We start from the raw sequence: 25658 nt of genomic DNA, 5'->3' as shown, positions 1-25658 counted from the left end.
TGTTATGAGTGAGCGGAAAACAATCGTTGCTCCGCCTTCAATAGCGGAGCAAGAGCATGTGGAGCGGCTGCTCAATGCGTATATGCGAGAAGCGGGACATTTTCGTCCGCTTCTTCACGAGGAGCAGCAGCTGCCGCCGGAGCTTCATGCAGCTATCGCTCGTGAAGCGGGCCTTGGGGCATTTATGCTGGAGCTGCCCCATTCCCGTGCTGCAATTGTCGGCTCCATTCGCTGGCTATCGGCAATGGGCCATCACAAATACGGCGACTCGCTGTGGCTGGTGGAGGGAACAGGGAGAGGAGCTCGTCATGCCCCGTTTAGCAGGCTGGATGGTGCAGCTGGGCTAGCAGCCATTGTAGTAGCCGAGCTCGCGCTTGCAAGCGGAAGCCGAGATGCAAGCAAAGAAGAAGCATTTCTGGCGCAAATTGCCAGCTCGCTACGCAATATGAGCCATTTCTTAGAGCAGTCAGGCAGTGGCGGGAGCCAGCTTGCGAGGACGTATGGCAGCGGGCGAATTCGGCTGGCAGAGCAGTCGATGCTGCAGGGCCATCCGTTCCATCCTGCCCCGAAAAGCTCGCAGGGATTTTCAGCGGACGATAAAGCCCGCTACGCGCCAGAGCTTGGCGCTGCGTTTACGCTGCATTATTTTGCCGCTGAGCCGGAGCTCGTACAGCAGCAGTGGATCGAAGATCAAGCAGTGGGTGAAAAAGCCGATCCGGTCACACCTGAGAAGGTGCGCCTTGCTGCGCTGAAGCTGCTGCCTGCTGCCCGGCAGCACTACGTTCTTATGCCTGTCCATCCTTGGCAGGCGAAGTATTTGCTCCGCTTGCCTGTGGTCGAGCGGCTCATTGAGCAAGGCGGACTTGTGCATTTGGGCCCGCTGGGGAATGAAGTGGTGCCAACCTCTTCTGTGCGCACCGTTTGGGATGTGCAAAGCCCTTATATGATCAAGCTGCCGCTGCAAGTGCGAATTACCCATTTTGTGAGGAATAATCCGACAGAGCAGCTGGTCAGAACGATTGAGGCAAGCCGAATTCTCGCTCAGCTAGAGCAGAGCAGCCCGTTTGGAGAGACGTTCAATATTATCCTTGAAGAAGGCTACCGGACAATCAATTTGCTGGAGGATGTGCCATCTGAATCACTAGAGGCTGCTATAAGCACAACAGAAGCGGCGGAACTGGCCGCGAGCTTCGGCGTCGTGTTCCGCCGCAACCCGGCTTATATGGCGCCTTGGAATGAACCAGAAGAGGCGGCAAGCCCGCTTGTAGTCGCCGCGCTGCTTGAGGAGGGAGCGGAACCGAAGTCTGCGCCAATAGGCGCCTTCATCCAGCTTGCTGCGGAGGCCAGGCAGGCGGCGCCGGATCTTTCCTTTGCCCAGCAATGGCTGGAGCAATATGTAGAAATATCACTGGTACCGTTGATTTGGCTATTCACGGAGCATGGAGTCAGCATGGAGGCACATGTGCAAAACTCGCTTGTTGCATTGGAGCGGGGCTGGCCGGCACGTTTTTACGTCCGGGATTTGGAAGGGACTAGCCTTAGTGAAGAGCGGCATGGACAGCCAGCTTCCGGGAGGAAGTCCAGTTACGCAGCTCGTGGGCACAGCTCCACTGACCAACCTGCCTTTACACTGCCGCAGGGCCATCCGGCGCTGTATGCAGATAAGCAGGCGTGGGATCGATTTAAATATTATGTGCTGGTCAACCATTTTGGCCATCTCATTCATGCCATCGCTTATTCGCTGGATGTGGAGGAATTGGCGTTGTGGCAAACCGTTCATCATACGCTTCGCCGTTCTTCATGGCTGAATGAGGCTGAACCGTATATGACCGATTTATTTCAAACGCCCCAGCTGCCAGCCAAAGCGAATTTGTCCAGCTGGTTCAGCCAGCGCGGCGAAAATCCGTCCTATGTAACGGTGCCGAATCCGCTTTATGCGGTGGGGGAGCGCAGGGACGAGCCTATTGCTGCCTCCGTGCTGAAGCGAGTGATGTCGGATAAGCAGGAGCATGCCAATCAGCCCTATTGCGCTTATTTGTACAATTTGGCTGAGCTTCGCTCGCATATTAGCCGCCTGACCGCCAGCCTGCCGGACTTCTGCCAGCTGTTTTATGCACTGAAGGCAAACTCCGAGGCGCCTATTATAGGAGCGCTTGCTCCTTATGTTCATGGGTTTGAGACGGCTTCCGCAGGCGAAATCCGCAAAGCGCGCGAGGTGGATGCTGCCATTCCGGTTATTTATGGAGGTCCCGTCAAAACCGATGAAGCGCTGGTGGAGGCTATGGAACGAAAGGTCCGCCATATTCATGTGGAAAGCAGGCATGAGCTGCTGCGATTGAACGAGCTTGCCGCTCGGCGCGGGGAAATCATGCCGGTGCTGCTGCGCGTAAATGTGAGCATCCCTTTGCCGGATGCGAAGCTCGTGATGGCTGGTCGGCAATCGCAGTTCGGAAATGATGAGCAGCAAATTCCCGAACTGCTGGAGCTGTCTCGCACGTTAAGCCATATCAAAATCGATGGTTTTCATTTCCATTCGCTATCGAATAATTTGAGCGTCGATCGGCATTTGGAGCTGCTCGCCTTCTATTGCCACCGCGCTGCGGAGTGGACGCAGCAGTTTCATCTGGACATCGCTTACATCAATGTAGGCGGTGGAATCGGCGTCAATTATGCGGATTTGCTGCGCCAATTCGAGTGGGAGCGGTTCACGGATGGGCTGCGGGAGCAGATTGCTCCGCTATGCGCAGCTGGCGTCAAGCTCGTATTTGAGTGCGGCCGCTATATTGTCGCTTCTTGCGGCTATTACGCGGCTGAGGTGGCCGAGGTGAAAAATAATCATGGCAGCCGCTTCGCCCTGCTGCGCGGCGGCACGCACCATTTCAGGCTGCCGGCATCCTGGCAGCACAGCCATCCGTTCCGCATTATAGCGGTGGATAGCTGGCCTTATTCCTTTGAACGTCCGCAGCTGTCTGACTGCCGGGTAACGATCGCTGGCGAGCTATGTACGCCTAAAGATGTGCTGGCGCGTGACAGCTATATCGAGCGGGTGCGTGTCGGGGACATTGTGTTATTTCCTTACGCAGGCGCTTACGGCTGGGCGATATCCCATCATCAGTTTTTAAGCCATGCGCAGCCGCAGCACATTTACCTTGATTAAAGAAACGGAGCTGAGAACGATGACCCAGACGAAAAAGCAGCTGCATCTGAATTTATTTCTGATGAGCACCGGCCATCATGAGGCTTCATGGCGGCATCCCGACAGTACGCCGGAGAGAGCGGTCGATGTGCATTATTATGTAAAGCTGGCGCAGACCGCTGAGCGGGGCAAGCTGGATTCGATTTTTCTCGCTGATTCCTACGGCTTGCCGCCTACGATTCAATACAAGGTGCTCCAAGGGCTCGAGCCGTTTACGCTGCTGTCCGCGCTTGCGATGGCAACGAAGCATATCGGGCTCATTGGCACCGCCTCGACGACGTATAATGAGCCGTTTCACATTGCCCGCAAATTCGCCTCGCTGGATCTCATCAGTGGAGGTCGGGCAGGCTGGAATATAGTGACGTCCACAGGCAACACGACGGCTTTCAACTTCCGCGACGAGCAGCTTCCTGAGCATTCGATGCGTTACCGCCGGGCCGAGGAGTTTTTGCAGGTGGTCAAATCGCTGTGGGACAGCTGGGAGGACGGTGCGCTCATCATCGATAAGCAGTCCGGCGTGTATGCAAATCCCGAGCGAATTAAGCGGATCGATCATAAGGGGGAGCATTATGCGGTTCGCGGTCCGCTGAATTTGCCGCGTATGCCCCAAGGGCACCCGCTGCTTGTGCAGGCCGGCGCCTCGGATACAGGCAAGGAATTTGCCGCTATGGCGGCGGAGGCCGTATTTACAGCACAAAATACGCTGCAGGGCGGACGCGACTTTTACAGCGATTTGAAATCGAGAATGGCGAAATATGGACGCAGCACGGATAGCCTTTGCGTTTTGCCGGGCTTCTGCGCCATCATTGGCGATACGGAAGCAGAGGCGAAGGAAAAGGAGCAGGAGCTGCATGAGCTGGTGCAAATCGATTATGGATTATACAGGCTGTCTAATTTATTTGGCATAGACCTGTCCGCTTATCCTTTGGATGGGCCGCTGCCCTATGCCGACTTGCCGCAAACGGAGCAAATCAATTCACAGAAGGGCCGGCATCAAATGTTTATTGAAATGGCGCAGCAGGAAAAGCTCAGCATTCGCCAGCTCATGATGCGTACTGCTTCTTCACGCGGCCATTTCTCCATGGCGGGCACGCCGTTACAAATAGCAGATGCGATGGAGCGCTGGGCAGTCGCAGGAGCAGCGGATGGCTTTAATTTAATGCCGCCTTCGCTGCCGTCGGGGCTCGATGATTTTGTGGACAAGGTCATTCCAGAGCTGCAAAATCGCGGCTTGTTCCGCACCGATTATACCGGCAGCACGCTGCGGGAGCATTACGGGCGCAGCGCCGAGGCACGGCCTGGCGTCCACGCGTGAAGGGGAAAAGGGCGCCAGATGGAGCGGACAAAGCAGCGGTTAACTGGCGGCTGAACCTCACTATTTTATGGCTGGGCAATTTTCTGGTTACGGGCAGCGCGACGATGGTCATCCCCTTTCTTCCGCTTTTCCTTGAGGATTTGGGCGTGAGCTCGGGCAGTGAGGCGGGCTTTTGGGCTGGAGCGATATTCGCTGCCCATTATGTGACCTTATTCATTTGCCAGCCCATCTGGGGAAGAATAGCCGACCGCTATGGGAGAAAAATGATGCTGCTGCGCGCAGGCTTCGGCATGGCCGTCGTCATTGCGATGATGGGCTTCGCTGAGGCGCCGTGGCAGCTTCTGCTGCTTCGTCTGCTCAATGGCGCTTTTGCCGGATTTTCACCTTCGGCAACCGCCATCGTATCGACGAATACGCCGAGCAGCCGAATGGGCTTTGCCATGGGCACGCTGCATTCCGGCAATATTTCCGGGACGGTCATGGGGCCGCTTATTGGCGGCTTGCTGGCGGAATGGCTCGGGCTGCGCAGCGTTTTTTTCATCACGGGCACGGTGATGTTTATGGCGGCGCTGTTAACCGCTATCGTCGTGAAGGATCATTTCGTGAAGGCGGATCAGCGCTTCGAGCAAAATGTTTCTACGATCGGCGGCTTTCTCGTGTTATGCCGGGTCCGGCAAATTCCCGCGCTGCTGGCGGTCAGCATGATGATTCAGTTCGCGCTGACCGGATCACTGCCGTTTATTCCGCTTTTCGTCAAGGAGCTGCATGGCGAGGCAGGCATGCTGGCTTTATATGTAGGGCTGGTCAGCTCGGTAACGGGCGTGTCCAATATGATTTTTGCACCGCTGCTTGGCAGGCGCTCTGACCGTACAGGCCCGCACCGCATTTTGAGCTACTCGATGCTCGGAGCTTGCCTAATCGTACTGCTGCATTATTTTGTCGCTTATTATTGGCAGCTGCTGCTGCTGCGGTTTTTGCTGGGCATGTTCATTGGCGGGCTCATTCCGACGGTGCGAACGCTCATTAAGCAGTATGTGCCGAAGGGGATGGAGACGCGGGCATACAGCTTTGATACGAGCGCAGTCAGCCTGGGGGCCGTTCTTGGACCCATCGTGTCCGGTGCGGCATATGGCTATGTAGGCATAAGGGGTGTTTTTCTCATGTCTGCCTTTCTCATGCTGCTTAATGCAGGCTGGAGCTACAAAATGCTTGGAGGCAGGAACAAGTCCAGAAGCGACTCTAAAGCTAATCCCGAAACCCTTTCTAACACGATGGCCATTGCTGAAAATAACGCTTCTACGCACCGACCTGCGGGCGAAGCAGTCAAAAAGCCTATGTAACCGCGCTAAAGCGGCCGCATAGGCTTCTTTTTGTTGGAAATCAGGCTTTTCAACTAGTAGTGAAAAGCTAGGCATGATGCTGGCCATTCGTATAGAGGAGCAGCGAGTCCATAATCGTTTTGCGGCCGATCGGCGTCCAGCACATCGCATACCAATTCGGGATGAAGCGTACGCGGCCGCTCTGGACAGCCTCATGCTTTTTCCAGAAGGGACTGCTCTGCATCCGCTGTAAAATTTGGTCGCTGCTCGGTCCATGATGCAGCTTTTGAACGAACAAATAATCCGATTGAATGGACAGGCCGCTGAGCTGCTCCGGCTGCATTTCGATTTTGTGGTCAATGGCTGGAGACGAGCTGCCTGCCGTTAGTCCAAGCTCGGTGAACAGCAGCTCGTTGAGCGGATGATCCGGCGCTCCCTGGATGCGGACGGCATTATGCGTAACCCGCATTAACGTCAGACTCCCGCTGCCGACGGAGCGGCCGAGCTGCTTGCGGGCGTCGTCGGTTTGCTGCGCCAGCTCGCTGAGCATCGTCTGCTCGGTTCGCTCGCAGCCGATCATTTCCGCCATTTTATGCAAGACGATACGCCAGTCGGCATGATGCTCCAGACATGCGGTGGAGGCAATTTGTTTAAGCGGCTCCTCATATTCATGATGATAGCGGTCGATAAGAATTAAGTCGGGTTTCAGCTGCATCAGCGTCTGCAAATGACTGGTCACTTTGCGCAGATGCTCGGCTTCTCCCATTCCGGGATAGCGGAAGCAGTTCATGCTGGCAATCGGAAAAATGCCGAGCGAGCGTAAGCTGTCGTCAAAGCTGGAGCAGGCGACGACCGCAATTTTTAATTGATGGCGCTTCATATAGAGATTGGGAGAAATGCCAACCGCTGCTTTAAATACCCGGCTGAAATAAAATTCACTGCCAAAGCCGACGCGCTCGGAGACGCTTCTGACAGACGCCCCATTCAGCGAAAGCTGTGCCTTCGCCTCCTTGACACGAAGATCCGCTAAATATTCAAAGGGTGTGACGCCCATTACCTTCTTAAATTTGCGCGAGTAAGAAGTTGGCGTCAGCATGGCGATGCTGGCAAGCTGCTCCAGATTGATTTTTTCATGCAGATGTTTATGAAGGTAGCTGATGCTTTCCTGCATGCCCTTCTCAGACGTTGGAATGCGATTAAGCTCGAGCAGCTCTAGCAGGACTGTGCTGTAAAGCTCCTGAAATTGCAGCTGTATCATCAGCTCGCTTTCAGGCTTGCTTTCGAACTTATCAACTTGTGAGGCTGTCTCATATAGGCGTACGATGCGCTCGGAGGTTTGCTGCTGGCTGCGAAGCTTGATGCCGCTGCCAAACAGCTCGGCCGGCAGCTCGGGAAGCTGCACCTTCCGGCTTTCACGCTGTTTGGCGACACCAACCGCATCCAGAATCAGCACATAATATTCAAAATCTCCGCGATCTGATTGGAAGCGTATGGACATGCCGGGAAGCAGCAGAAGCGGCCCAAGCGCTTCAAGCTTTCGCTCATAGCCGTTAATAGCGAGGAGGCCGGAGCCTCGGGTAAGAAAGACGAGCATCGGAGCGGGCGCCGTCCGCTGAATAGAAGTGTGAGCTGGCTTGCTGTATTTATGAATGGAAGATAAAAAAACCATTGTACGTTTCATTTTGGCGTCTCCAGTCTATTAGTCTGGTAAGAGGCATCGGTTGCTGCAAGGTGAAACGGCTGTCGTCGTCCTTTGGCGGCGCGGCGCGTTTCAGTCCGAGAAATATAGAGAAAGGATGAGAAAATGATATACTTTCCTATATTTCAAGCGTAAACGGCTGTCGCCGTCCTCTGACGGCAAAGCTACCGTTTCGAGGGTGAAATATAAGCCGAGAATAAGTGTGAAACTTATAAATGCTTATATTTAAAAAAAGGAAAAACCGATCTTGTTTATTGTAAATGAAAATCATTATCATAGTCAATTGTGAAAACAAACTATGGGCAGCAATTGGATAAATGATAAAATTTTATATGGAATCGGACAAAAAGATCGATGTACAAAAAGAGCGAAACGATTTATGATTCTCGTTGAGAATAGTTCTCATAAAAAAGGTCGTTATGGACCAAAGATACATACAGGGAGGTTTTTTCAATGTTATTCAAGTTACAAATCAATTGGCAGGCGCGCGCGGTACTGGTGCTGCTGCTGATGCTCGTCGTATCAGGCTGCGGAGCTGCGGCAAATGGATCTGGTGGTGCACCGTCAGGGCAGAACAGTTCTAGTCCGGCTGCGGGAGAAAGTGCACAGCCAACCGCTGAAGCAAATGCAGCAGGAGATACAGAAGGCCGCACGTTCAAGCATGCGATGGGAGAAACAGTCGTTCCGCCTAATCCGCAGAAGGTTGTCGTATTGGATAATGGCGCACTCGATAATATGCTTGCACTTGGCGTGAAGCCAGTTGGCGCGCCATCGATTATTTCGGTAGATGACGGTTTTGCGACCTATTTGACAGGAACAGAAGGCATTACGAATATCGGAACGGTAGAGCAGCCAAGCTTAGAGACGATTGCCTCGTTGAAGCCCGATGTCATTATTGGCATTAAGGATACGCAGGAGGCCATCTATGAGCAGCTTTCGCAAATTGCGCCAACTGTGTTTACAGAGGTAGGCGGCGCACAGTGGGAGGCGAACTTGGCTGTGCACGCAGCTATTGTTGGCAAAGAAGCAGAGGGCAAGAAGCTGATTGAGCAATTTGATGCGCATATCGCAGAGCTGCATGCGAAGCTTGGCGACAGCTTGAATACGACGGAAGTTTCGCTGCTTCGTCCAAGGAAGGACCGCGTATCCGTTTACTTGAAGCCTTCGTTCACTGGCGGTGTGGTAGAACGTGCTGGCATTAAGCGTCCGGCTGTACAAAGCAAGGATGATGATTTTAACTTTAATGCGACAGAGGAACAAATTGCCGATCTGGACGGCGATGTCATTATTTTGTTCGGACGCGAGAGCGAGCAGGAATATTTTGAACAAAAAATTAAAAGCAATCCGCTATGGAATACGCTGAAAGGTGTGCAGAATGATCGCGTCTACGTAGCGAGCTGGGAAGTTTGGCTGAGCGGGCATGGCATACAGGCAGTCAATTTAATGATTGACGATTTGACTAAATTCCTAGTCAAAGCGTAACCAGCGCTAGCGTTTAGGGTATTAGAAGCGTGGTGAGAAGGCAGAGTGTCCCTGTTCAGGCAGAGCTGGCGCTCTGCCGCCACGCTTTTAGGGAGGAACGGATTTGAATATTCGGCTTACGGGCATTGTGCTCGGTATTGTATTTGTCATCTTTGGCCTTGCAGCCAGCATTGCTGTAGGAAAATCAATGGTTCCGCTTCATACGGTCATCGATGCGTTTACCTCATTTGACGGCTCAAGGGAGCATCTGATCATTCGCACAGTCCGGGTGCCGCGCGCTCTAATGGCGATGATGGTGGGGGCATCGCTCGGCATGGCGGGAAGCATTATGCAGGCCATTAGCCGCAATCCGCTGGCGGGCCCCGAGATGCTCGGAAGCAACTATGGGGCGGCGCTGCTGCTCGTCATATCCATGTTTGTATTTGGATTTACGTCTTCGCTTATCCATATGTGGGCGGCACTGCTTGGGGCGGGGCTTGCCTGTCTCGTTGTTTTTATGCTCGGTTCGCTGGGCAGGGGAGGTCTTACGTCCATTAAGCTGATTTTGGCGGGCGCCACTATCAATATGCTGCTTGCTTCCATGGTGCAGGGCATTCTTATTTTCAGCGAGGAGTCGCTGGATGAAATGCGTTTCTGGATGGCCGGTTCATTGACCGGCGGCAGCATGGAAATGTTCGTACGCGTGCTGCCGTACATGCTGGTCGGAATGGCGGGAGCTCTGGTTCTCAGCCGGCAAATTAATTTGCTTAGTCTCGGCGATGAAGTCGCTCAGGGGCTGGGGCTGAAAATCGGCCTAATGAAAACGGCAGCGCTGTTCATCGTCATGTGCCTGATGGGAGGCTCTGTGGCCATTGCCGGTCCAATCGGCTTCATTGGCCTTGCGGTACCGCATATCGTCAGATTTATGGTCGGGCTGGATTATCGCTGGATCATTCCTTATTCTGCGCTGCTTGGAGCAGGGCTGCTGCTGCTGGCGGATATTGCTGCCCGCTTTATTTTTCCCTATCAGGAGCTTCCAGCAGGTGTAGTGACGGCCATGGCAGGCGCTCCCTTCCTCATTTATTTGGCGCAAAGGAGGGAGAAACGATAATGTCCCGTTTTACTTTATCCGCATCCGCCCGTCTTTGGCCTGTCATTGTTGTCCTTATTGCTGCTAATTTTATCGTTCTTTCCATGAGCATTATGATCGGTGAATACCCGGTTCCGCTGTCACAAGCGTGGAAAACGGTTTTTGGAATCGGCGAGCCTGAATATGAGTTTGTCGTCAATCAGCTGCGCTTTCCCAGGTCGCTGGTAGCATTTCTGGTCGGCTGCGGGCTGGCGCTTTCGGGCGCGATTTTGCAAGGGATTACCCGCAATCCGCTAGCTGCCCCAGGCGTCATAGGTATCAACGGGGGAGCTGCCCTAATGGCGGTTACCGCCATTATCGCCCTGCCGTCCGTGCCGATTGCGCTGCTGCCTTTTATTGCATTTAGCGGGGCGCTTGGGGCGGCTGCGCTTACATATTTTCTCGCTTGGCGTCGTGGCGCTGCGCCTATGCGGCTGCTGCTTGTCGGCGTAGGGGTGGGCGCGGCCTCACACGCATATATTACCTTTTGGATGACGACGCGTCATGTTCAAAATATTAAGCAGGCGATGATCTGGCTGATGGGAAGTACATATGGCAGAACCTGGGACCACTTTTGGCCGCTGCTTCCGTGGCTGCTCGTTCTGTTTCCGGCAGCGCTTCTTATGTCACGGACTTTGGATATTTTGAAGCTTGGCGATGAGCTATCCATCGGCCTTGGCAGCTCAGTCGAGCGTTCACGCGGCCTTTTATTGCTCATCAGCGTAAGCTTGGCAGGCGCTTCTGTCGCGATGGCCGGAACGATTGGGTTCATTGGCTTAATGGGACCGCATATCGCGAGGCAATTGGTTGGCCAGACGAGCCGCAGGCTGCTGAGCGTGTCGGCTTTGGTTGGCGGCTTGATCGTGATGTCTGCTGACCTGCTGGGACGTGCGCTGCTGCCGCCTATTGAAATTCCTACAGGCATTATAACGACAGCTATTGGAGCGCCCTATTTAATCTATTTGCTGTACCGCAATCGCAATCGTCCATAACAGGACATTAGGAGGAGAAAACGATGCATACGGACCATTCTGCTCTGCCAAATACAGTATCGCGAATCATAAAGGAAAGGCGTACGGTGAGGGTTTTCAAGGAAGATGCTGTGTCCATAGAGACGTTGACGGAGCTGCTCGATGTAGCCGTCTGGGCTCCAAATCATAATTTGCGCGAGCCTTGGCGTTTTATTGTGTATGAAGGGGAGGGGCGCAAAACGTTCGCGGATGCGATGCTCTCTACCTACACGCCGGAGGAGCTGGCCAAATACGGCGAGCATCGGATGAAGGAATATATGAATACGCCGCTGCATTTGCTGGTCGTGCTCAAGGAGGACCCTCGTCAAAAGCAGTGGGATGAGGATTTTTCGGCGGTATGCTGTCTCATTCAAAATCTCCAGCTTGCCGCATGGGAGCAAGGAATTGGCATGGTGTGGAAGTCGAATCCTTACATGTACAATCCCAAATTTCGCGATGCGTCCGGAGTAGGGGTTCAGCCGGGAGAAAAAATTGTCGCCGTGCTCCATATTGGCTATCCACGCATTATCCCAAATGCTGCCCCGCGCACACCAGCGCGCGAGCTTCTTACAATTGTTAACAAATAATTAATAATAAATTTATCTTAATTTTGTATTAAATCCGAAGACTCTTGGAATCTAATGATTCTAAGAGTTTTTTAATAATCTTAATATAGAAAAATAGGGCAAAAATGTACATGGATTAACTTTAAGTATTTCGATAAAATCGTAAATGAAAATCGTTATCAATTTCAGAACGCAGAGTCGCCATCCTGTTCCAGGGTGACCCTATATCCTTTTGAGGAGTGGTAGAAGATGAGTTATGGCAAAAAGAAAATGCATTTGAACTTGTTTCTGCGCAATACAGGGCATCACGAAGCGTCATGGCGCCATCCGGGCAGCGACCCGAATGGGGTGACGGATATCGACTATTATATAAAGCTGGCGAAAATTGCCGAAGCAGGCAAGCTGGATTCGCTATTTCTCGCCGATTCCTACGGCCTGCCGCCGACGATGCAGTTTTTGGTGCAGCAGGCGCTGGAGCCGTTCACGCTGCTTTCGGCGCTGGCGATCGCGACAAGCCGCATCGGATTGATCGGAACGGCCTCGACGACTTATTATGAGCCCTTCCATGTGGCCCGCAAATTCAATTCGCTGGATCATATTAGCCGGGGCCGGGCGGGATTTAATATTGTAACCTCGACGGGCAATGCGACGGCCTTCAACTTTGGAGCGGCTCCGCTGCCGGAGCATACCGACCGCTATGAGCGGGCTGGCGAGTTTATGGAGGTGGCGAAGGGACTATGGGACAGCTGGGAGGAGGACGCGATCGTTGCCGATAAGGAGCAGGGACTTTATGTGGACCCGGAAAAGCTGCATGAAATCAACCATGTCGGCCGCCATTTCCATGTGAAGGGTCCGCTGAACTTGCCGCGATCGCCTCAAGGACATCCCGTGCTGGTACAAGCGGGAGCATCGGATACCGGCAGAGAGTTTGCCTCTCGTATGGCGGAGGCTGTTTTTACTGCACAAAATACGCTTGAGGATGGACGGAGCTTTTATGCGGATGTGAAAGGCCGGATGGCGAAATATGGCCGCTCGCCAGCGCAAATTAAAATTTTGCCGGGCTTTTGTCCTGTCATTGGCGATACATCAGCGGAGGCGAAGGAGAAGGAGCGCGAGCTGAACGAGCTGACCCAGCCGGAATACGGGGTGTACCGTTTATCCAATTTGCTGAAGATGGATTTGCGGGGCTATCCGCTGGATGGTCCGCTGCCTTTCGCAGAGCTGGCGGAAAATCATGAAATCAATTCGCAAAAAGCGCGGCATCAGCTGTATCTGGAGCTAGCGCAGCGGGAAAACCTGACGATTCGTCAGCTTATTTTGAGGACAGCAACGTCGCGCGGACATTATTCGATGTCAGGCACGCCGATTGAAATCGCCGACGAGATGGAGCGCTGGATTGTGCAGGGGGCAGCAGATGGCTTTAATTTGATGCCACCTTACTTCCCGAGCGGACTAGAGGAATTTGTCGATAAAGTCATTCCCGAGCTGCAAAATCGCGGTCTGTTCCGCACCGATTATGAAGGCACGACGCTGCGGGAGCATTACGGGCTGGAGCGGCCAGAGCGCTCTTCGTCCAGGCAGTCGGTTATTTCCGCCCAATAAAAGGGCAGTGGAAGGGGAGGAAGGAATGAAGGCGACCGACAGGCAGCTTCACCTGAATGTGTTTCTTATGGGCAATGGCCATCATGAGGCCGCTTGGCGGCTGCCGGGAAGCAGCCCGCAGGATGTTACAAATGCCAGCTATTACGTCAAGCTGCTGCAAACGGCGGAGCGTGGCAAGCTCGATTCCTTATTTTTGGCTGATTCGTATGCGCTGCCCCCGACTATCCGATACAAGGTGCTGCAAAGCTTGGAGCCGTTTACGCTGCTTTCTGCGCTTGCTATGCTGACTAGTCGGATTGGATTAATCGGTACGGCTTCGACGACTTACAGCCATCCGTATCATGTGGCGCGGCAGTTTGCTTCGCTTGATTTTATTAGCGGTGGCCGTGCCGCTTGGAACATTGTGACATCAACCAATGATGCCACTGCCCACAACTTTGCTGATGAGAAGCTTCCGGAGCATGGGGAGCGCTATAAGCGAGCTGCCGAGTTTTTGGAAGTGGTGCAGCAGCTGTGGGACAGCTGGGAGGATGATGCGCTTGTACAGGATAAGGCGAGCGGCATTTACGCCGACCCTGGCAGCATACATGATATCCGGCATCAGGGCAGCTATTTCTCAGTGCGGGGCGCACTGAATTTGCCGAGGCCCCCGCAAGGGCAGCCCGTACGGGTGCAGGCTGGTGCTTCGGAGACGGGCAAGGAATTCGCCGCGCATGCAGCAGAGGTTGTCTTTACGGCGCAAAACAGCTTTGCGGACGGCTGCCTCTTTTATACGGATTTGAAATCGCGGATGAAGAAATATGGAAGGCAGCCGGATGAGCTGAAAATATTGCCGGGGTTCTGCCCGATTATCGGCGATACGGAAGCTGAAGCAAGGGACCGGGAGGCAGCGCTCCATGACCACATCCAATTTGATTATGGCCTGTTGCGGCTGTCCAATTTGTTCAGCACCGATATGACCGGGTTTGAGCTGGATGAACCGGTACCCGTTGATTTTCTGGCGCAGCAAAGTGAAGTAAATGGCCACCGCGGACGCTACCAGCTGTATGTGGAGCTTGCCCGCCGGGAAAAGCTGACGATGCGCCAGCTGATCGTCAAAACAGCCTCCTCGCGAGGCCATTATTCGATGGTGGGCACACCGGTGCAAATTGCCGACGAGATGGAAAAATGGTGGCGCGGCGGAGCAGCGGACGGCTTTAATGTCATGCCTCCGTATTTGCCGGAGGGCCTTGAGCTGTTCGTGGACAAGGTAGTGCCGGAGCTGCAAAACCGCGGTATTTTTCGCAGTGAATATACAGGAACAACTTTAAGGGAGCATTACGGCTTACAGCGCCCTGCCAGCATATATGGGCAGACGGGACAATTGGCAGTCAAGAGATAACGGCAATGATGCCCTACCATGCTATGTCGAAAGGAATGAAGCAATGATTTCAGCTAAGAGGAGCATGCATATCAATTTATTTCTGATGAACACCGGGCATCACGAGGCGTCATGGCGCCATCCGGCAACGGATCCGCGCCGCATTACCGATTTGAATTATTATCGTGAGCTTGGACGAATTGCTGAGCGGGGAAAGCTGGATTCGTTGTTTCTCGCGGACACATTGGTGCTGCCTCCGACTGTTGAGCATAAAGTGCTGCATGGGCTGGAGCCGTTCACTCTGCTGTCAGCCATCGCCGCTGTCACCGATAAGATTGGACTGATTGGTACAGCCTCAACCACCTTTAATGACCCCTTTCATATAGCACGCAAATTTGCGTCGCTGGACTGGATAAGCGCAGGACGGGCTGGCTGGAACATTGTGACGACGGCAAGCGAAAGCGCAGCTTATAACTTTACGGATGCGGCTTTGCCGCCACATGACGAGCGCTACCGCAAGGCAAGCGAGTTCGTAGAGGTGGTGAAGGCGCTGTGGGACAGCTGGGAGGATGATGCGCTCGTTGCCGATAAGGAAAGCGGCTTATACGCGGATATGGCGAAAATCCATCCGCTGGATCATAAGGGCGAACATTTCGCGGTCCGCGGCCCGCTTAATATGCCGCGCTCCCCTCAGGGACACCCGCTGCTCGTACAGGCGGGGTCATCCGAGGATGGCAAATCGTTCGCTGCGATGGTGGCGGAAGCGGTATTCACTGCGCAGCCTACCTTCGAGAGCGGACAAGCTTTCTACGCAGACATAAAATCGCGTATGAAGCCGTTTGGGCGGAGCCCGGACGAGCTATGCATTTTGCCAGGTTTCTTCCCGATTATCGGCGATACGCTAGCTGAGGCGCAGGACAAGCAGCGCGAGCTGGATGAATTGACGATTGTTGCGTACGGGCTGAAACGGCTGTCGACACTGTTCAAGGTCGATTTGACGGATTGTCCGCTCGATGAGCCAGTACCGCTTCATCTGCTGCCGCGTCAGGAGGAAATTAACGGCAACCGAGGGCGTTTTGAGCTCGTTGAAGGCATGGCCCGCAAGGAAAAGCTGACGCTCAGGCAGTTGATTATGCGCACAGCGGGCTCGAGAGGACATGCATCGCTTACGGGTACGCCGCTGCAAATCGCGGACGAGCTGGAGCGTTGGTTTCTCGGCAGGGCGGCGGACGGCTTTAATTTGATGCCTTCGCATATGCCGGATGGGCTGAGCGATTTTGTGGATAAGGTTATACCCGAGCTGCAAAACAGAGGCTTGTTCCGAACCGAATATACGGGAAATACATTAAGGGAGCATTACGGCTTCAGCCGCCCGGCGGGCAAGCGCAAGCTGGAGGCTCATACATGATGGGCGGCAAGAGCAGTAATAGACAGCTTTATATGAGTGCAGCCGTCGATGGCCTCAATTACCAGCAATGTGTGCAGCTGGCGGAGATGGCTGAGCGGGCACTGCTGCACGCCTTGATTGCGCCGGAAAGCAGCCGTTTGGAGAAGCCCGCACCATCTTCGCCTGTGCTGGAGCCCTTCACTTTGCTGGCAGCCTTGTCGGCTTCTACGAGCACGATTGGGCTGATCGCGGAAGTCCACTCCGCGTTTTATGAGCCTTTTCATGCAGCGCGCAAGCTGGCAGCGCTGGATTATATGAGCAGCGGCAGAGCTGGCTGTCTTACGCTTCCGGGGCAGGAGGCAGCGGCTGCGAATTTCGGCCGAGTGAGCAAGGAGCAATTGCGACCGCACGGCTATGAAGCTTCCGCCGCTGTGGAATTCGCTGAGGCGATGCAGCAGCTGTGGGACAGCTGGGATGACGATGCGCTCATTTATGATAAGCAGGCAGGCATGCAGTTTGATGAGGCCAAGGTGCGCGAGGTGAATTATACAGGACGCTATTACAGCACGCGGGGGCCGCTGAATATTGCTAGGCCGCCGCAGGGCCATCCGCCAATCGTAGTCCCAATTAGGACGCAGGACGACAAGCTGGCTGCTGCTCGCGTGGCGGATGTAATGATTATTGAGCCGAACTCGCTGGAAGAGGCGATTGAGCTAAGCTTGGAGCTGCGAGAGCTGCTGCGCCAGCAGGGAAGGCAGCCGGAGCAAGGCCGAATTTTAGCAAGCCTGACTCCAATCGCAGTGACAGCTGGCAGCATCTCCGAAGTGGACCTTCGGTTGGGCACGGTCGGAGGAGGAGGAAAAACAGCCCGAGGGCGACTTTGCTGTGCAGGAACCGCCGAAGAAATAGCTGATTGGATCCAGCTATGGCATCATTCGGGTGCGGTTGACGGCTTTCATATTCAGCCGCCGCTGCAGGCGGCGCTAGACAGCTTTGGATATTTTGCAGAGCAGGTTATTCCTGAGCTGCAGAGGAGAGGGATGTTCCGCCAGACAGGAAGCAGCAGTACATCGCTGCGTGAGCAATTGGGACTTTCGCGGCCGATCAACCAATTTCACGTCATACGATAAAGGGGAGATTGCAGCTGAATGAGGACAATCGCCAAATTCGCTTAAACGTATTTATACATGGTACCGGCCATCATGAAGCGGCCTGGCGGCATCCCGATATGCAGCCGCGGCAGACGCTGGATATTAGCTATTACCGCCATTTGGCGCAAGTGGCTGAGCGTGGGCTGATGGATTCTATTTTTGTAAGCGATGCCTACTTCGGTAAAATCAATAAGCTTGAAGCGACGACGCTGCTCGGGGCGCTGTCCGCTGCAACTAGCCATATCGGGCTGATCGCGACGGTTGGTACAACCTATTATGAGCCGTATCATCTCGCCCGGCAGGCAGCGACGCTAGATCATATTAGCGGTGGCCGGGCAGGCTGGAATATTGTGACGGGAAGCGCGGATGAGACGGCTTTTAATTTTGGCCGAGCAGCCCATCCCGAGCATGCACAGCGCTACCAGCTAGCGAAGGAATTTGTTGAGGTTGCGAAGCAGCTGTGGGACAGCTGTGTGGAAGGAGTCGCTGTTAATGACGCTGGCTCCACTAACGGTGTTGGTTCTACTCGTCATTATGAGGTGAAAGGGCCGCTTGATGCTCCTCGCCTGCCGCAGGGCTATCCGGTGCTCGTCCAAGCGGGCTCCTCGGAAAGCGGAAAAGCGATGGGCGCGGAAATGGCCGACGTTATTTTTACAGCCCAGCAAACCTTTGAAGCGGCTCGTGCTTTTTATACAGACGTCAAAGGGCGTCTTCCGGCTTACGGAAGAAAGGCTGGCGAGCTGTTGATCATGCCGGGGCTATGCCCGATCGTAGCGGATACGCTTGGGGAAGCTCGTGAGCTGGAAGAAGAGCTGAATCAGCTCGTTCATATGGAGGATGCGCTGAGGCGATTATCGCGGCGCTTCGCCGCAGATTTGTCCTCGTACCCGCTCGATGGCCCGGTGCCGCTGCATTTGGCAAAATCGCTTGGCGAAATTAATTCGCTGAAAAGCCGCCAATCGCTGCTGCTTGAGCTTATCGAAGAGGAGCAGATGACGATTCGCCAGTTTGTTCACCGCTTTGCGAATGGGCGCGGCCACTATGCTTTTACGGGAACGGCGGTGCAGCTTGCAGATGAAATGGAAAAATGGTTTCACAGCGGAGCGGCGGATGGATTTAATGTGATGCCGCAAATTTTTCCAAGCGGACTGGAAGCTTTTGTGGAAAAGGTCATTCCTGAGCTGCAAAATAGAGGGCTGTTTCGAACAGCCTATGAAGGAGCATCATTACGTGAGCGTTTGGGGCTTAAGGCGCCGGCTCAGCACTGCAAGGTCTAAGGTTTTAATTAGCCAGAGGAGTGAGCGCTATGGGAGAAACATCGTTGAATGGATCGAAGAGACTGATTGAGAAGACGATACACTACATGCAAACTCATTTTCATGACAAAATCGATATGGTTACGTTATCCTCAATGGCGGGACTGACAACAAGCTCATACTCCCGGCTGTTTAAACAAACGATGAAGGAGCCGCCAATTAAATATTTAACGAGATTGCGCATTGAGCGGGCTAAGCGCCTGCTTTACCATAATGCAGGTCCGGTTAAGGAAGTATCGGCCGCAGTCGGCTATGGCGATGAATTTTATTTTAGCCGCATCTTCCACCGCATGGTGGGCATTCCGCCTTCCCGTTATGGCAAGCAGAAGGATGTGAGCAAGGAAGAAGGCAGCGTGATGAACGAGGAGCTATTTAAATAAAAACAAGAAGCTGCCCTGCAGGCTAATCGCCTGAGGAGCAGCTTCTTTGCTCGGCGCTTGCTCTGCTTTATACTTCGTGCATATCCACGAATGCGTCACGGACGCGGTTCCAGAACGGGAAGGGGCGATAGCGGGCGAAGCTGACCTTGCGGCTCGACACATTGCAGCGTATCGATAAAATGTCGCTGCGCAAAATGCTGAGCTGGTCGATGGTCAGCAGCATTCGCTGGTTTTTCTTCGAGATAATGTCGCAGTGATGATGCTGCGGCAGCAGCAGCGAAGAGCCCAGCGTCCGGAAGACGCGATTGTTAATGGAAGCAATTTCGGCAATTTGTATCGATGAAATGGACGGATGGACGATAGCGCCCCCAACGCTTTTATTATAGGCGGTACTGCCTGAAGGCGTCGAAATGACGATACCATCGCCACGGAACATTTCGAAAGGCTCATCATTGACATTGATTTGAGCAACTAGCGTGCCGTCTACCCCTTTAAGCGTGAACTCGTTCAGCGCCATATAATGAAATTTTCCCTCGGTCGTCTCGACCTCAATTTCAGCGAGTGGATAGCGGACGATGCTAAGCTCCTTCTCCGCCATTAGAGCGACGAGCTCGGGCAGCTCATTTTTTTGCCAATCGGCATAAAAGCCCAAATGTCCGGTATGTACCCCTACAAAGGCGACATCCATAATGCGATCAACATATTTGTGAAAAGCCTGCAGCAGCGTGCCGTCTCCACCGATGGATACGACAATTTCAGGCGCGTCGTCATTTCGAATGAAGCCGCGCTCCGCAGCCAGCGTATGGAACTGTTCCGCCAGTGACTGGGATATGGAATCGCCTCTGTCGATAACGGCATATTTCAAGGAATGCAGCCCCTTTTCAAATCTTCTGGTTACGTTCCCTTAAATGATATCGGAATACAGCCGTAAATTCAATGCGCGAAGCGTATTTCATCCGATAAATCTGGGTATTAGGGCCCGAGCCATCCCCATAGCGCATAAACGAGACCAAATGCGATAAAACTGTGCAGCAGCCTTGCGAGCATAAGCGGCTTGTAGCGCATATCGGTTTTGCTGACAAGGCTGGCCACCTGTGCGTGGACGGACAAGCCTCCCCATGACAGCACCCACGCTGCGATTGCCGTTTGATGCAGCAGGCCTGTGCCAGCTTCACCGGCGGCGCGGGCGCCGAGCGTTACTTCGAACAGGCCGAAAATGGCGGCATCTGCGAGCGCTGGCGGAAGTCCAAGCAGCTCGAACAGCTGCCGCAGCATGGCAGCAAGCACGGTAATCAGGCCAGCTGACGTCAGCATCTCCATAATGACGGAGAAAAAAACAACGAGGCCGCCGACGACGATCATAAGCCGCAGCGCTGATTGAATCGCTTCCTGAAGCAGCTGGCCGAGGCCGCGTCCGTCGAGCAGGCGTGCCTCGTGCATCGCCTTCAGCGCGTCCGCAAGGCGCGAGCGGCGTAGCGAGCGCGAGTGCTGCGAGTGCTGCGTTGACGTCGTAAGCAGCGGCTGATGGTGTGCCAAGCCGGGCCTTGTGCCGCGCCCCCACAGGCTGCCGCTGCGCCGAGATTCGGTAATCGGCGCATGCGGGTCGTGGAAGCGCATGAGCAGGCCGATGATGAGCGCGCCGCCATAATGGGCGGCGGCGAGCACAGGCGCCAGAGCGACATTGTGGAAGAAGCCGACGGATACAGCGCCAATTAGGAAAATGGGATCAGACGTCGTCGTAAAGGCGACAAGCCGTTCTCCCTCTGTACGGTTGATGAGCCGCTGCTCATAGAGCTTTGCTGTCAGCCTTGCCCCAACCGGGTAGCCGGATATATAGCCCATCGCCACAACGAAGCTGCCAATACCCGGAAGCTTGAACAGTGGGCGCATGAGCGGGTCCAGCAGCTTGCCGAAAAAATGGACGATGCCAAAGCCAAGCAGCAGCTCGGAAATGACGAAGAAGGGAAAAAGGGCGGGAAATAGCACCTGCCACCATATGGATAAGCCCCGCAGGGCAGATTCCAGCGCTTCATTCGGAAATACGGCCATTAACAGGGTAAGGAATACAGCGGCTAATCCTGTTAAGGCAGCGGGATGCGAGAGCGTGCGCAGCATGGTCAAGACCTCCCCTCAAAATGGCGCTTCACAGTCAAAGGGACTTGTCCCGGAAAATAGGCAAGCAGCCCGTAGACCTGGCAGAAGTCCTTTTATCATCTTTATGCAGAAACTAGGACATCCATCACTTGCAAAGGAGGAAAAGCCTATAAAAATATTTTCAGTCCCAGAAAGAAAACGCTTGCAAAAAGGGTAGACGCGGGATTATTTTATGGTACAATGGAATTACCTTTGAATGCTTGGAGTGATGAGAATGAGTATAATCGCTGGCATCCTCGTCTGTGCTTTCGTCTATGTAATTAGGGAATCGCTTACAGCACCAGGAGAAGAGGACTACGAAGGCTACCACTAAATTAAACCTTATACTTTCACAAAGCCCGCATATGAATATGCGGGCCTTTTTTCATATAACGGATCGAATAGCGAAGTGCGGCACCTCATCTATGAAGGCTGCGTGAGCGTACTTCCAAGCTGGTGCCTATTACTCCAAATAACGTTCAACTTCAAGCGAGGCAAGCAGCAGGGGACCAATACCCATATAATGGTCAGAAACGACCGCCTCGGAAATGTAGTAGTCGAATGAGCCGTTGCGATCTTTGCTGAGTCCCGCGCCATGGCATATTTGATGAAGGTGGACGCCTTGACTATCCTCTGTGACCAAGTGGCGGATAATGCCTTCATACCCTTGCAGCATGGCATTGCGGAAGCCGGGCTCCAGATAACGAAGACGCAGGCCCTTAGCCATCGCGTAGACGAACATGATTGAACCTGTCGCCTCCAGATAATTGCCTTTGCGTTTGCCTTGATCAAGCACCTGATACCATAAGCCGCTGCCTTGATCCTGCACGTCGACAAGAGCATGGCACATCCGCTGAAAAATCCCGATAATAGTACCGCGTTTAGGATGGTCAACCGGGAAATGCTCCAGACAATCGACCAAAGCCATCGCATACCAGCCCATCGCCCGACTCCAAAAATGCGAAGACAGGCCGGTAAGCGAGTCCGCCCATTCCTGCTCTCCCGATTCATCCCAGCCGTGATAAAGCAGTCCCGTACGTTTGTCGCGGGTTCTGCGCTCAACAAGCAGCAGTTGATGTGCAACCTCACTCAGCAGCTCCGGACGGTCAAACACTTTCGCATATTCCGCCAGAAAAGGGGAGGCCATATACAGCCCATCGAGCCACATTTGGAAGGGGTATACTTTTTTATGCCAGAAGCCGCCCTCGGAGGTGCGGGGCTGGCTAATCAATTGGGCAGCCAATGTATCGGCGGCCTTCGAATAGCGTTTTTCAACTGTATTCTCATATTGAAAAAATAGATTTTTGCCCTGATTGATCTGATCCAGATTGTATTCCTCCAGCGTATAGGAGCGAATCGTTCCGTCTGCTTCGATGTAGTGGTCCATATGGAGCTGCATGAAATGATAGTACCTTTTTTCGTTCAGTTGAATGCCCGCACGGGCCATCGCCATCAGCAGCATGCCGGGTACATAGGCCCAACGCTCCATTGGGTAATCGTGATAGCCGTCTGAGTCGCATTGGCTCATTATTGTATCAGCTATTTTACCCGCCCATCCTGTCATATTAACCTGTTGTTGTTGTTCCGTCATCGTTACGATCCCCTCCTGCAATTGTCGAATGCTCCAGCAGCTGTTTTCGCAGCCAGGCGTAAGCAGCTGTTCCATGGATTTCATGTCCTCCATCAAAAAAAACAGCTTGCACAGCATCTGGCACCCCGGCTGCGCTATATATGCCGCGCAGCTCGGCGTATGCTTGCCGTGCAGGCTCCCTGGGGAATAAGTGGTCAGCGGCCCCTGATTCCAGAAACAGACCGCGCGGCGCGATCAATCCGAGCAGCTCAGGCATTTCCGCCTCCAGCAGGACGCCCGGAATATAATTGTCCAAGCAATGATTGCGTGTCAAAATGCTGTCCGCAAACAGGCTTGCATAACCGCTGACTACCGCGCAGCGGATTCTGTCGTCCATAGCCGCCGTAAAGCCTGCGACGAGCCCGCCGCCGGAAATACCCATGATTGCGATGTTATTGGAATCCACATCGGCCCGTTGCTGCAAATAATCAATGGCCCTAGAAGTCTCATAGACTCGCAACCCTGCAAGCGTGCGGCCCGTTAGCAGCAAATGCGCGGCTAGCATGAAGCAGGAGTTTTTAACAGCCGAGTCCGCAGCCTTATCCTCATCCAGCCTGCGGTCGCCGAAGCCGATCAGCTCAGGAGCTGCAACCACATATCCTTCTCTTACAAGCGCTAGGGCAAAATCTTTATGCAAGCCCGGAGTGCCTGAGCGTTCCGAGCCGTCCGGGTCAAGCCCGACGATTTCCCGGCTGCCGTAGCCGTGGCCATGGCAGGCAATGACAGCCGGGGCGGGCTCTGCGGCAGGGCTCTGCGGCAGCAGCACATACATGGCCATCCGCAGTCCATCCACTGTGGCGATTTCAACGCGTTCCCGTACATAGCCATTGCATGGCGTTCGCTCCAACAGCCGTGGCTCCAGATGCTGCGGCTCGTTCACAGGATAATGGCCAAGCAGCCGTCCAAACGCCGCCTTAAGAGTTTCCCGGCGCTGTTCGGGATTTGCACCAGCGCTGACGGACTGTCTATCCATCGCTGCACGCTGAACCAGCGTTTGCAAGTAATGCTCAAGCTTTATGGTCATGCCGTTCCCCTCTCTCATTAGCAGCCCTATTGATCAGTAGCCTTCGGGATGCCAGCCGTCAAGGATGGTGATGATGCGATAATCAACCGCTTCGCCAGCCGAAAGCTGCCTCGACCAGGAAACGCGAGCTCCCGAAGCTGCCCCTGCCCCAAAGCTGCCGAACTCCTCATAGCGGCTTGTCGCTTCACGATCCGGCTGCCCCCAGTTATGCCAGCCTTCAGGTGTAATCGAGCCGTCCACCGATGTGCGGATGAAGGCAACATGGGCATAGGGCCGCCACGGCCTGCCTAAATAAACGTCCACAACTCCTTCGGCTCCGGTAATTTTACAATCGAGGAATACATAGCCGAACGCGGCATCCTCGGGCGTCGAGGCGGCTGTAATATAGCCTCTAGAGCGTTTGTTATGCAGGTGGCAGCTGTCGAACACGACCGTCGCTGCCCCGAAAATATAATCGACATCGCCTTCAATGTAGCACTCGCTATAATATTGTTTGCCTTTGCCCGTATACAGCGTGTCCTGATCACCCAGCAGCCTGACGCGGCGGAATACAGCCCGATCCGCATCGACGAACGCCGCTACGGCCTGGCCTGTGCCTGGTCCAGAGGCATTGCGAATGGTTACATTTTCCGCCGTGAATGCTTCCGCTAATACATTTAATGTGCCTGAACGAAACGTTCCGAGCGGCTCCCCGTCCAGCCCCAGCGTATGGGCATTGTCCGACCAGGTCAGAATGGTTTTCTCGCTGTCCTCGCCAAGCAGCAAAATTGGCGGGGCAGAGGCTGGAATCGTGATCTTCTCCTCATAGATTCCCGGTCTGATGCGAATCGTTACCGCTTCGGCATATTCCACCGGGATGGAATCAATGGCCTCCTGCAAGCGGGTGAAATCAGCTTTGTCTTCTTTGGATACGGTAATCAGCATAGCGAGCGCTCCTTTCAAATAAGCGAAGTTTTATCTATAATGGGAGGTATTATTGCTAGCTTTGCAACCATACGGAGGAATGCCCATGACCGCGTCCGATAGCCTTAATCCCAAATACAATATGGAAGATGGCAAGCTGAGCATTCAGCATATGAAGCGCAAAGGGGCTACCGCGATGCCTCGTCCCCACAGCCATGCATCGGTCGAGCTGTATTACCTGCTGGATGGTGAGCGTGTCTACTTTGTAGACGGGCAGGTGGTTACCGTGCATAAAGGCGAGCTTATTATGATTGCCGGACATGAAATTCATGCAACGGCCAGCTCCGAGGTTGCGGAATTCGAGCGAATACTCATTAACTATGAACCGGTCATTTTGCCGCAAGCTTTGCAAAAGCTTGAGCTGCTGCTTCATGGACGGAGATTTCGCGTATTCGCACTTTCGCTGCGCGAGCAGGGAGAGACGGAACGTCTGCTTAACAAAATGCTGGATGAAAGCCGGCAGGAAAAGCCTTTTTATGAGTCCTATTGCTTATCTTTGCTTGCGGAGCTGATCATTTTGCTTGGCCGCTTCGAGAATACGGCAAGGCGGTCAAATCCTTCTCGTTACTCCCTGCATAATAAGGTGTCTGAAATCGCGACTTATGTACGTGAGCATTATCGTGAAACCGTGACGCTGGAGGATACGGCGAAGCATTTTTATTTGAGCAGCTCTTATCTCAGTCGAATATTTCATAAGCTTACCGGCTTCCGCTTTCGGGAATATATTATTCACATCCGGGTTCGTGAAGCGCAGCGGCTGCTTGCAGGATCCCGCCAGAAAATTCAGGAAATCGCTTTAGCTGTAGGGTTCGAGCATTTATCCCATTTCAATAAGACGTTTAAAAAAGCGACCGGCCTCACTCCGATGGAGTACCGCAAGCAGGCAAAAAATGGACAAGTTCCGCCGCATCAGCCATTTTAAGAGCGGTACTCCGCTTGCATGCAAGTTTACATGCAAGCTGGCAGCAAGATGGGCAGGAGAGAAGAGGGCGCATCTGTTGGCCGTCAGCTTTCACT

General features: G+C 53.8%; 20 protein-coding genes. 14 read left to right on the top strand and 6 right to left on the bottom strand.

Annotated features, from left to right (window positions below):
• The first annotated feature begins 4 nt into the window (after positions 1-4).
• Genes WH37_RS34960 through WH37_RS24875 form a run of 3 tightly spaced genes read left to right on the top strand, consistent with a single transcriptional unit; the run spans position 5 to position 5851 of the window.
• A complete protein-coding gene (locus tag WH37_RS34960) occupies positions 5-3157 on the top strand; it encodes an IucA/IucC family protein (RefSeq protein ID WP_143088619.1) in 3153 nt (1050 codons plus the stop codon).
• A gap of 19 nt (positions 3158-3176) precedes the next feature.
• Positions 3177-4511 (top strand): LLM class flavin-dependent oxidoreductase, encoded by a 1335-nt coding sequence (locus WH37_RS24880; RefSeq protein ID WP_046233389.1) that lies wholly within the window; start codon positions 3177-3179, stop codon positions 4509-4511.
• On the top strand, positions 4508-5851 hold the full coding sequence (locus WH37_RS24875; protein ID WP_063838041.1) for an MFS transporter: 1344 nt from the start codon (positions 4508-4510) through the stop codon (positions 5849-5851). The genes WH37_RS24880 and WH37_RS24875 overlap by 4 nt, the downstream gene beginning before the upstream one ends.
• 67 nt (positions 5852-5918) lie before the next feature.
• Here WH37_RS24875 and WH37_RS24870 read toward each other — a convergent pair whose 3' ends face one another.
• Positions 5919-7511 carry a helix-turn-helix domain-containing protein gene (locus WH37_RS24870; protein ID WP_046233335.1) on the bottom strand — a complete coding sequence of 531 codons (1593 nt, stop codon included), beginning with the start codon at positions 7509-7511 and terminating at the stop codon, positions 5919-5921.
• 471 nt (positions 7512-7982) lie between these two features.
• Between WH37_RS24870 and WH37_RS24865 the strand changes: the two genes are divergently transcribed.
• The 10 genes from WH37_RS24865 to WH37_RS24820 all read left to right on the top strand — a co-directional run bounded on the left by WH37_RS24865 (position 7983) and on the right by WH37_RS24820 (position 18891).
• Positions 7983-9011, top strand: coding sequence for an ABC transporter substrate-binding protein (locus tag WH37_RS24865; protein ID WP_052737192.1), 1029 nt, complete (start codon positions 7983-7985; stop codon positions 9009-9011).
• Between the two features lie 103 nt (positions 9012-9114).
• Positions 9115-10101, top strand: a complete 987-nt coding sequence (locus WH37_RS24860) for a FecCD family ABC transporter permease (RefSeq protein WP_046233334.1) — start codon at positions 9115-9117, stop codon at positions 10099-10101.
• On the top strand, positions 10101-11111 hold the full coding sequence (locus WH37_RS24855) for a FecCD family ABC transporter permease (RefSeq protein WP_046233333.1): 1011 nt from the start codon (positions 10101-10103) through the stop codon (positions 11109-11111). The genes WH37_RS24860 and WH37_RS24855 overlap by 1 nt, the downstream gene beginning before the upstream one ends.
• 23 nt (positions 11112-11134) lie before the next feature.
• Positions 11135-11716, top strand: a complete 582-nt coding sequence (locus tag WH37_RS24850) for a nitroreductase family protein (protein WP_046233332.1) — start codon at positions 11135-11137, stop codon at positions 11714-11716.
• A gap of 228 nt (positions 11717-11944) precedes the next feature.
• Positions 11945-13297, top strand: a complete 1353-nt coding sequence (locus WH37_RS24845; RefSeq protein ID WP_046233331.1) for an LLM class flavin-dependent oxidoreductase — start codon at positions 11945-11947, stop codon at positions 13295-13297.
• Positions 13298-13322: 25 nt separating this feature from the next.
• Positions 13323-14678 (top strand): LLM class flavin-dependent oxidoreductase, encoded by a 1356-nt coding sequence (locus tag WH37_RS24840; RefSeq protein ID WP_046233330.1) that lies wholly within the window; start codon positions 13323-13325, stop codon positions 14676-14678.
• A 43-nt stretch (positions 14679-14721) separates the two neighbouring features.
• Entirely contained in the window at positions 14722-16065 is a 1344-nt protein-coding gene (locus tag WH37_RS24835) for an LLM class flavin-dependent oxidoreductase (protein WP_046233329.1), read from the top strand.
• Complete coding sequence (locus WH37_RS24830; RefSeq protein ID WP_046233328.1) at positions 16062-17174, top strand: LLM class flavin-dependent oxidoreductase; 1113 nt, start codon at positions 16062-16064, stop codon at positions 17172-17174. Before WH37_RS24835 ends, WH37_RS24830 begins: the two co-directional genes overlap by 4 nt.
• Positions 17175-17188: 14 nt before the next feature.
• A complete protein-coding gene (locus tag WH37_RS24825) occupies positions 17189-18472 on the top strand; it encodes an LLM class flavin-dependent oxidoreductase (RefSeq protein WP_046233386.1) in 1284 nt (427 codons plus the stop codon).
• Between the two features lie 29 nt (positions 18473-18501).
• The gene (locus WH37_RS24820; RefSeq protein WP_052737191.1) at positions 18502-18891 is read left to right on the top strand and encodes a helix-turn-helix domain-containing protein; all 390 of its coding nucleotides are present in this window, start codon (positions 18502-18504) and stop codon (positions 18889-18891) included.
• 67 nt (positions 18892-18958) lie between these two features.
• Here the strand turns inward: WH37_RS24820 and WH37_RS24815 are convergent, their stop codons facing one another.
• The 5 genes from WH37_RS24815 to WH37_RS24790 all read right to left on the bottom strand — a co-directional run bounded on the left by WH37_RS24815 (position 18959) and on the right by WH37_RS24790 (position 24602).
• On the bottom strand, positions 18959-19756 hold the full coding sequence (locus tag WH37_RS24815) for an NAD kinase (RefSeq protein ID WP_046233327.1): 798 nt from the start codon (positions 19754-19756) through the stop codon (positions 18959-18961).
• Positions 19757-19863: 107 nt separating this feature from the next.
• Entirely contained in the window at positions 19864-21006 is a 1143-nt protein-coding gene (gene ylbJ / locus WH37_RS24810) for a sporulation integral membrane protein YlbJ (protein ID WP_046233326.1), read from the bottom strand.
• Positions 21007-21487: 481 nt separating this feature from the next.
• Positions 21488-22615, bottom strand: a complete 1128-nt coding sequence (locus tag WH37_RS24800; RefSeq protein WP_231594352.1) for a glycoside hydrolase family 88/105 protein — start codon at positions 22613-22615, stop codon at positions 21488-21490.
• Positions 22590-23678, bottom strand: coding sequence for a dienelactone hydrolase family protein (locus tag WH37_RS24795; RefSeq protein WP_063838040.1), 1089 nt, complete (start codon positions 23676-23678; stop codon positions 22590-22592). The genes WH37_RS24800 and WH37_RS24795 overlap by 26 nt, the downstream gene beginning before the upstream one ends.
• Before the next feature lie 33 nt (positions 23679-23711).
• Entirely contained in the window at positions 23712-24602 is an 891-nt protein-coding gene (locus WH37_RS24790; protein WP_046233324.1) for a pectinesterase family protein, read from the bottom strand.
• Between the two features lie 85 nt (positions 24603-24687).
• Here WH37_RS24790 and WH37_RS24785 point away from each other — a divergent pair, with 85 nt between their 5' ends.
• A complete protein-coding gene (locus WH37_RS24785) occupies positions 24688-25563 on the top strand; it encodes a helix-turn-helix transcriptional regulator (RefSeq protein ID WP_046233323.1) in 876 nt (291 codons plus the stop codon).
• The last annotated feature ends 95 nt before the right edge of the window (positions 25564-25658 follow it).

Origin of the sequence: Paenibacillus algorifonticola (assembly GCF_000971975.1) — a bacterium.
Classification (GTDB): domain Bacteria; phylum Bacillota; class Bacilli; order Paenibacillales; family Paenibacillaceae; genus Pristimantibacillus; species Pristimantibacillus algorifonticola.
The sequence above is the reverse complement of the archived record's forward strand: the minus strand, read 5'-3'. Positions and strand labels throughout refer to the sequence as shown.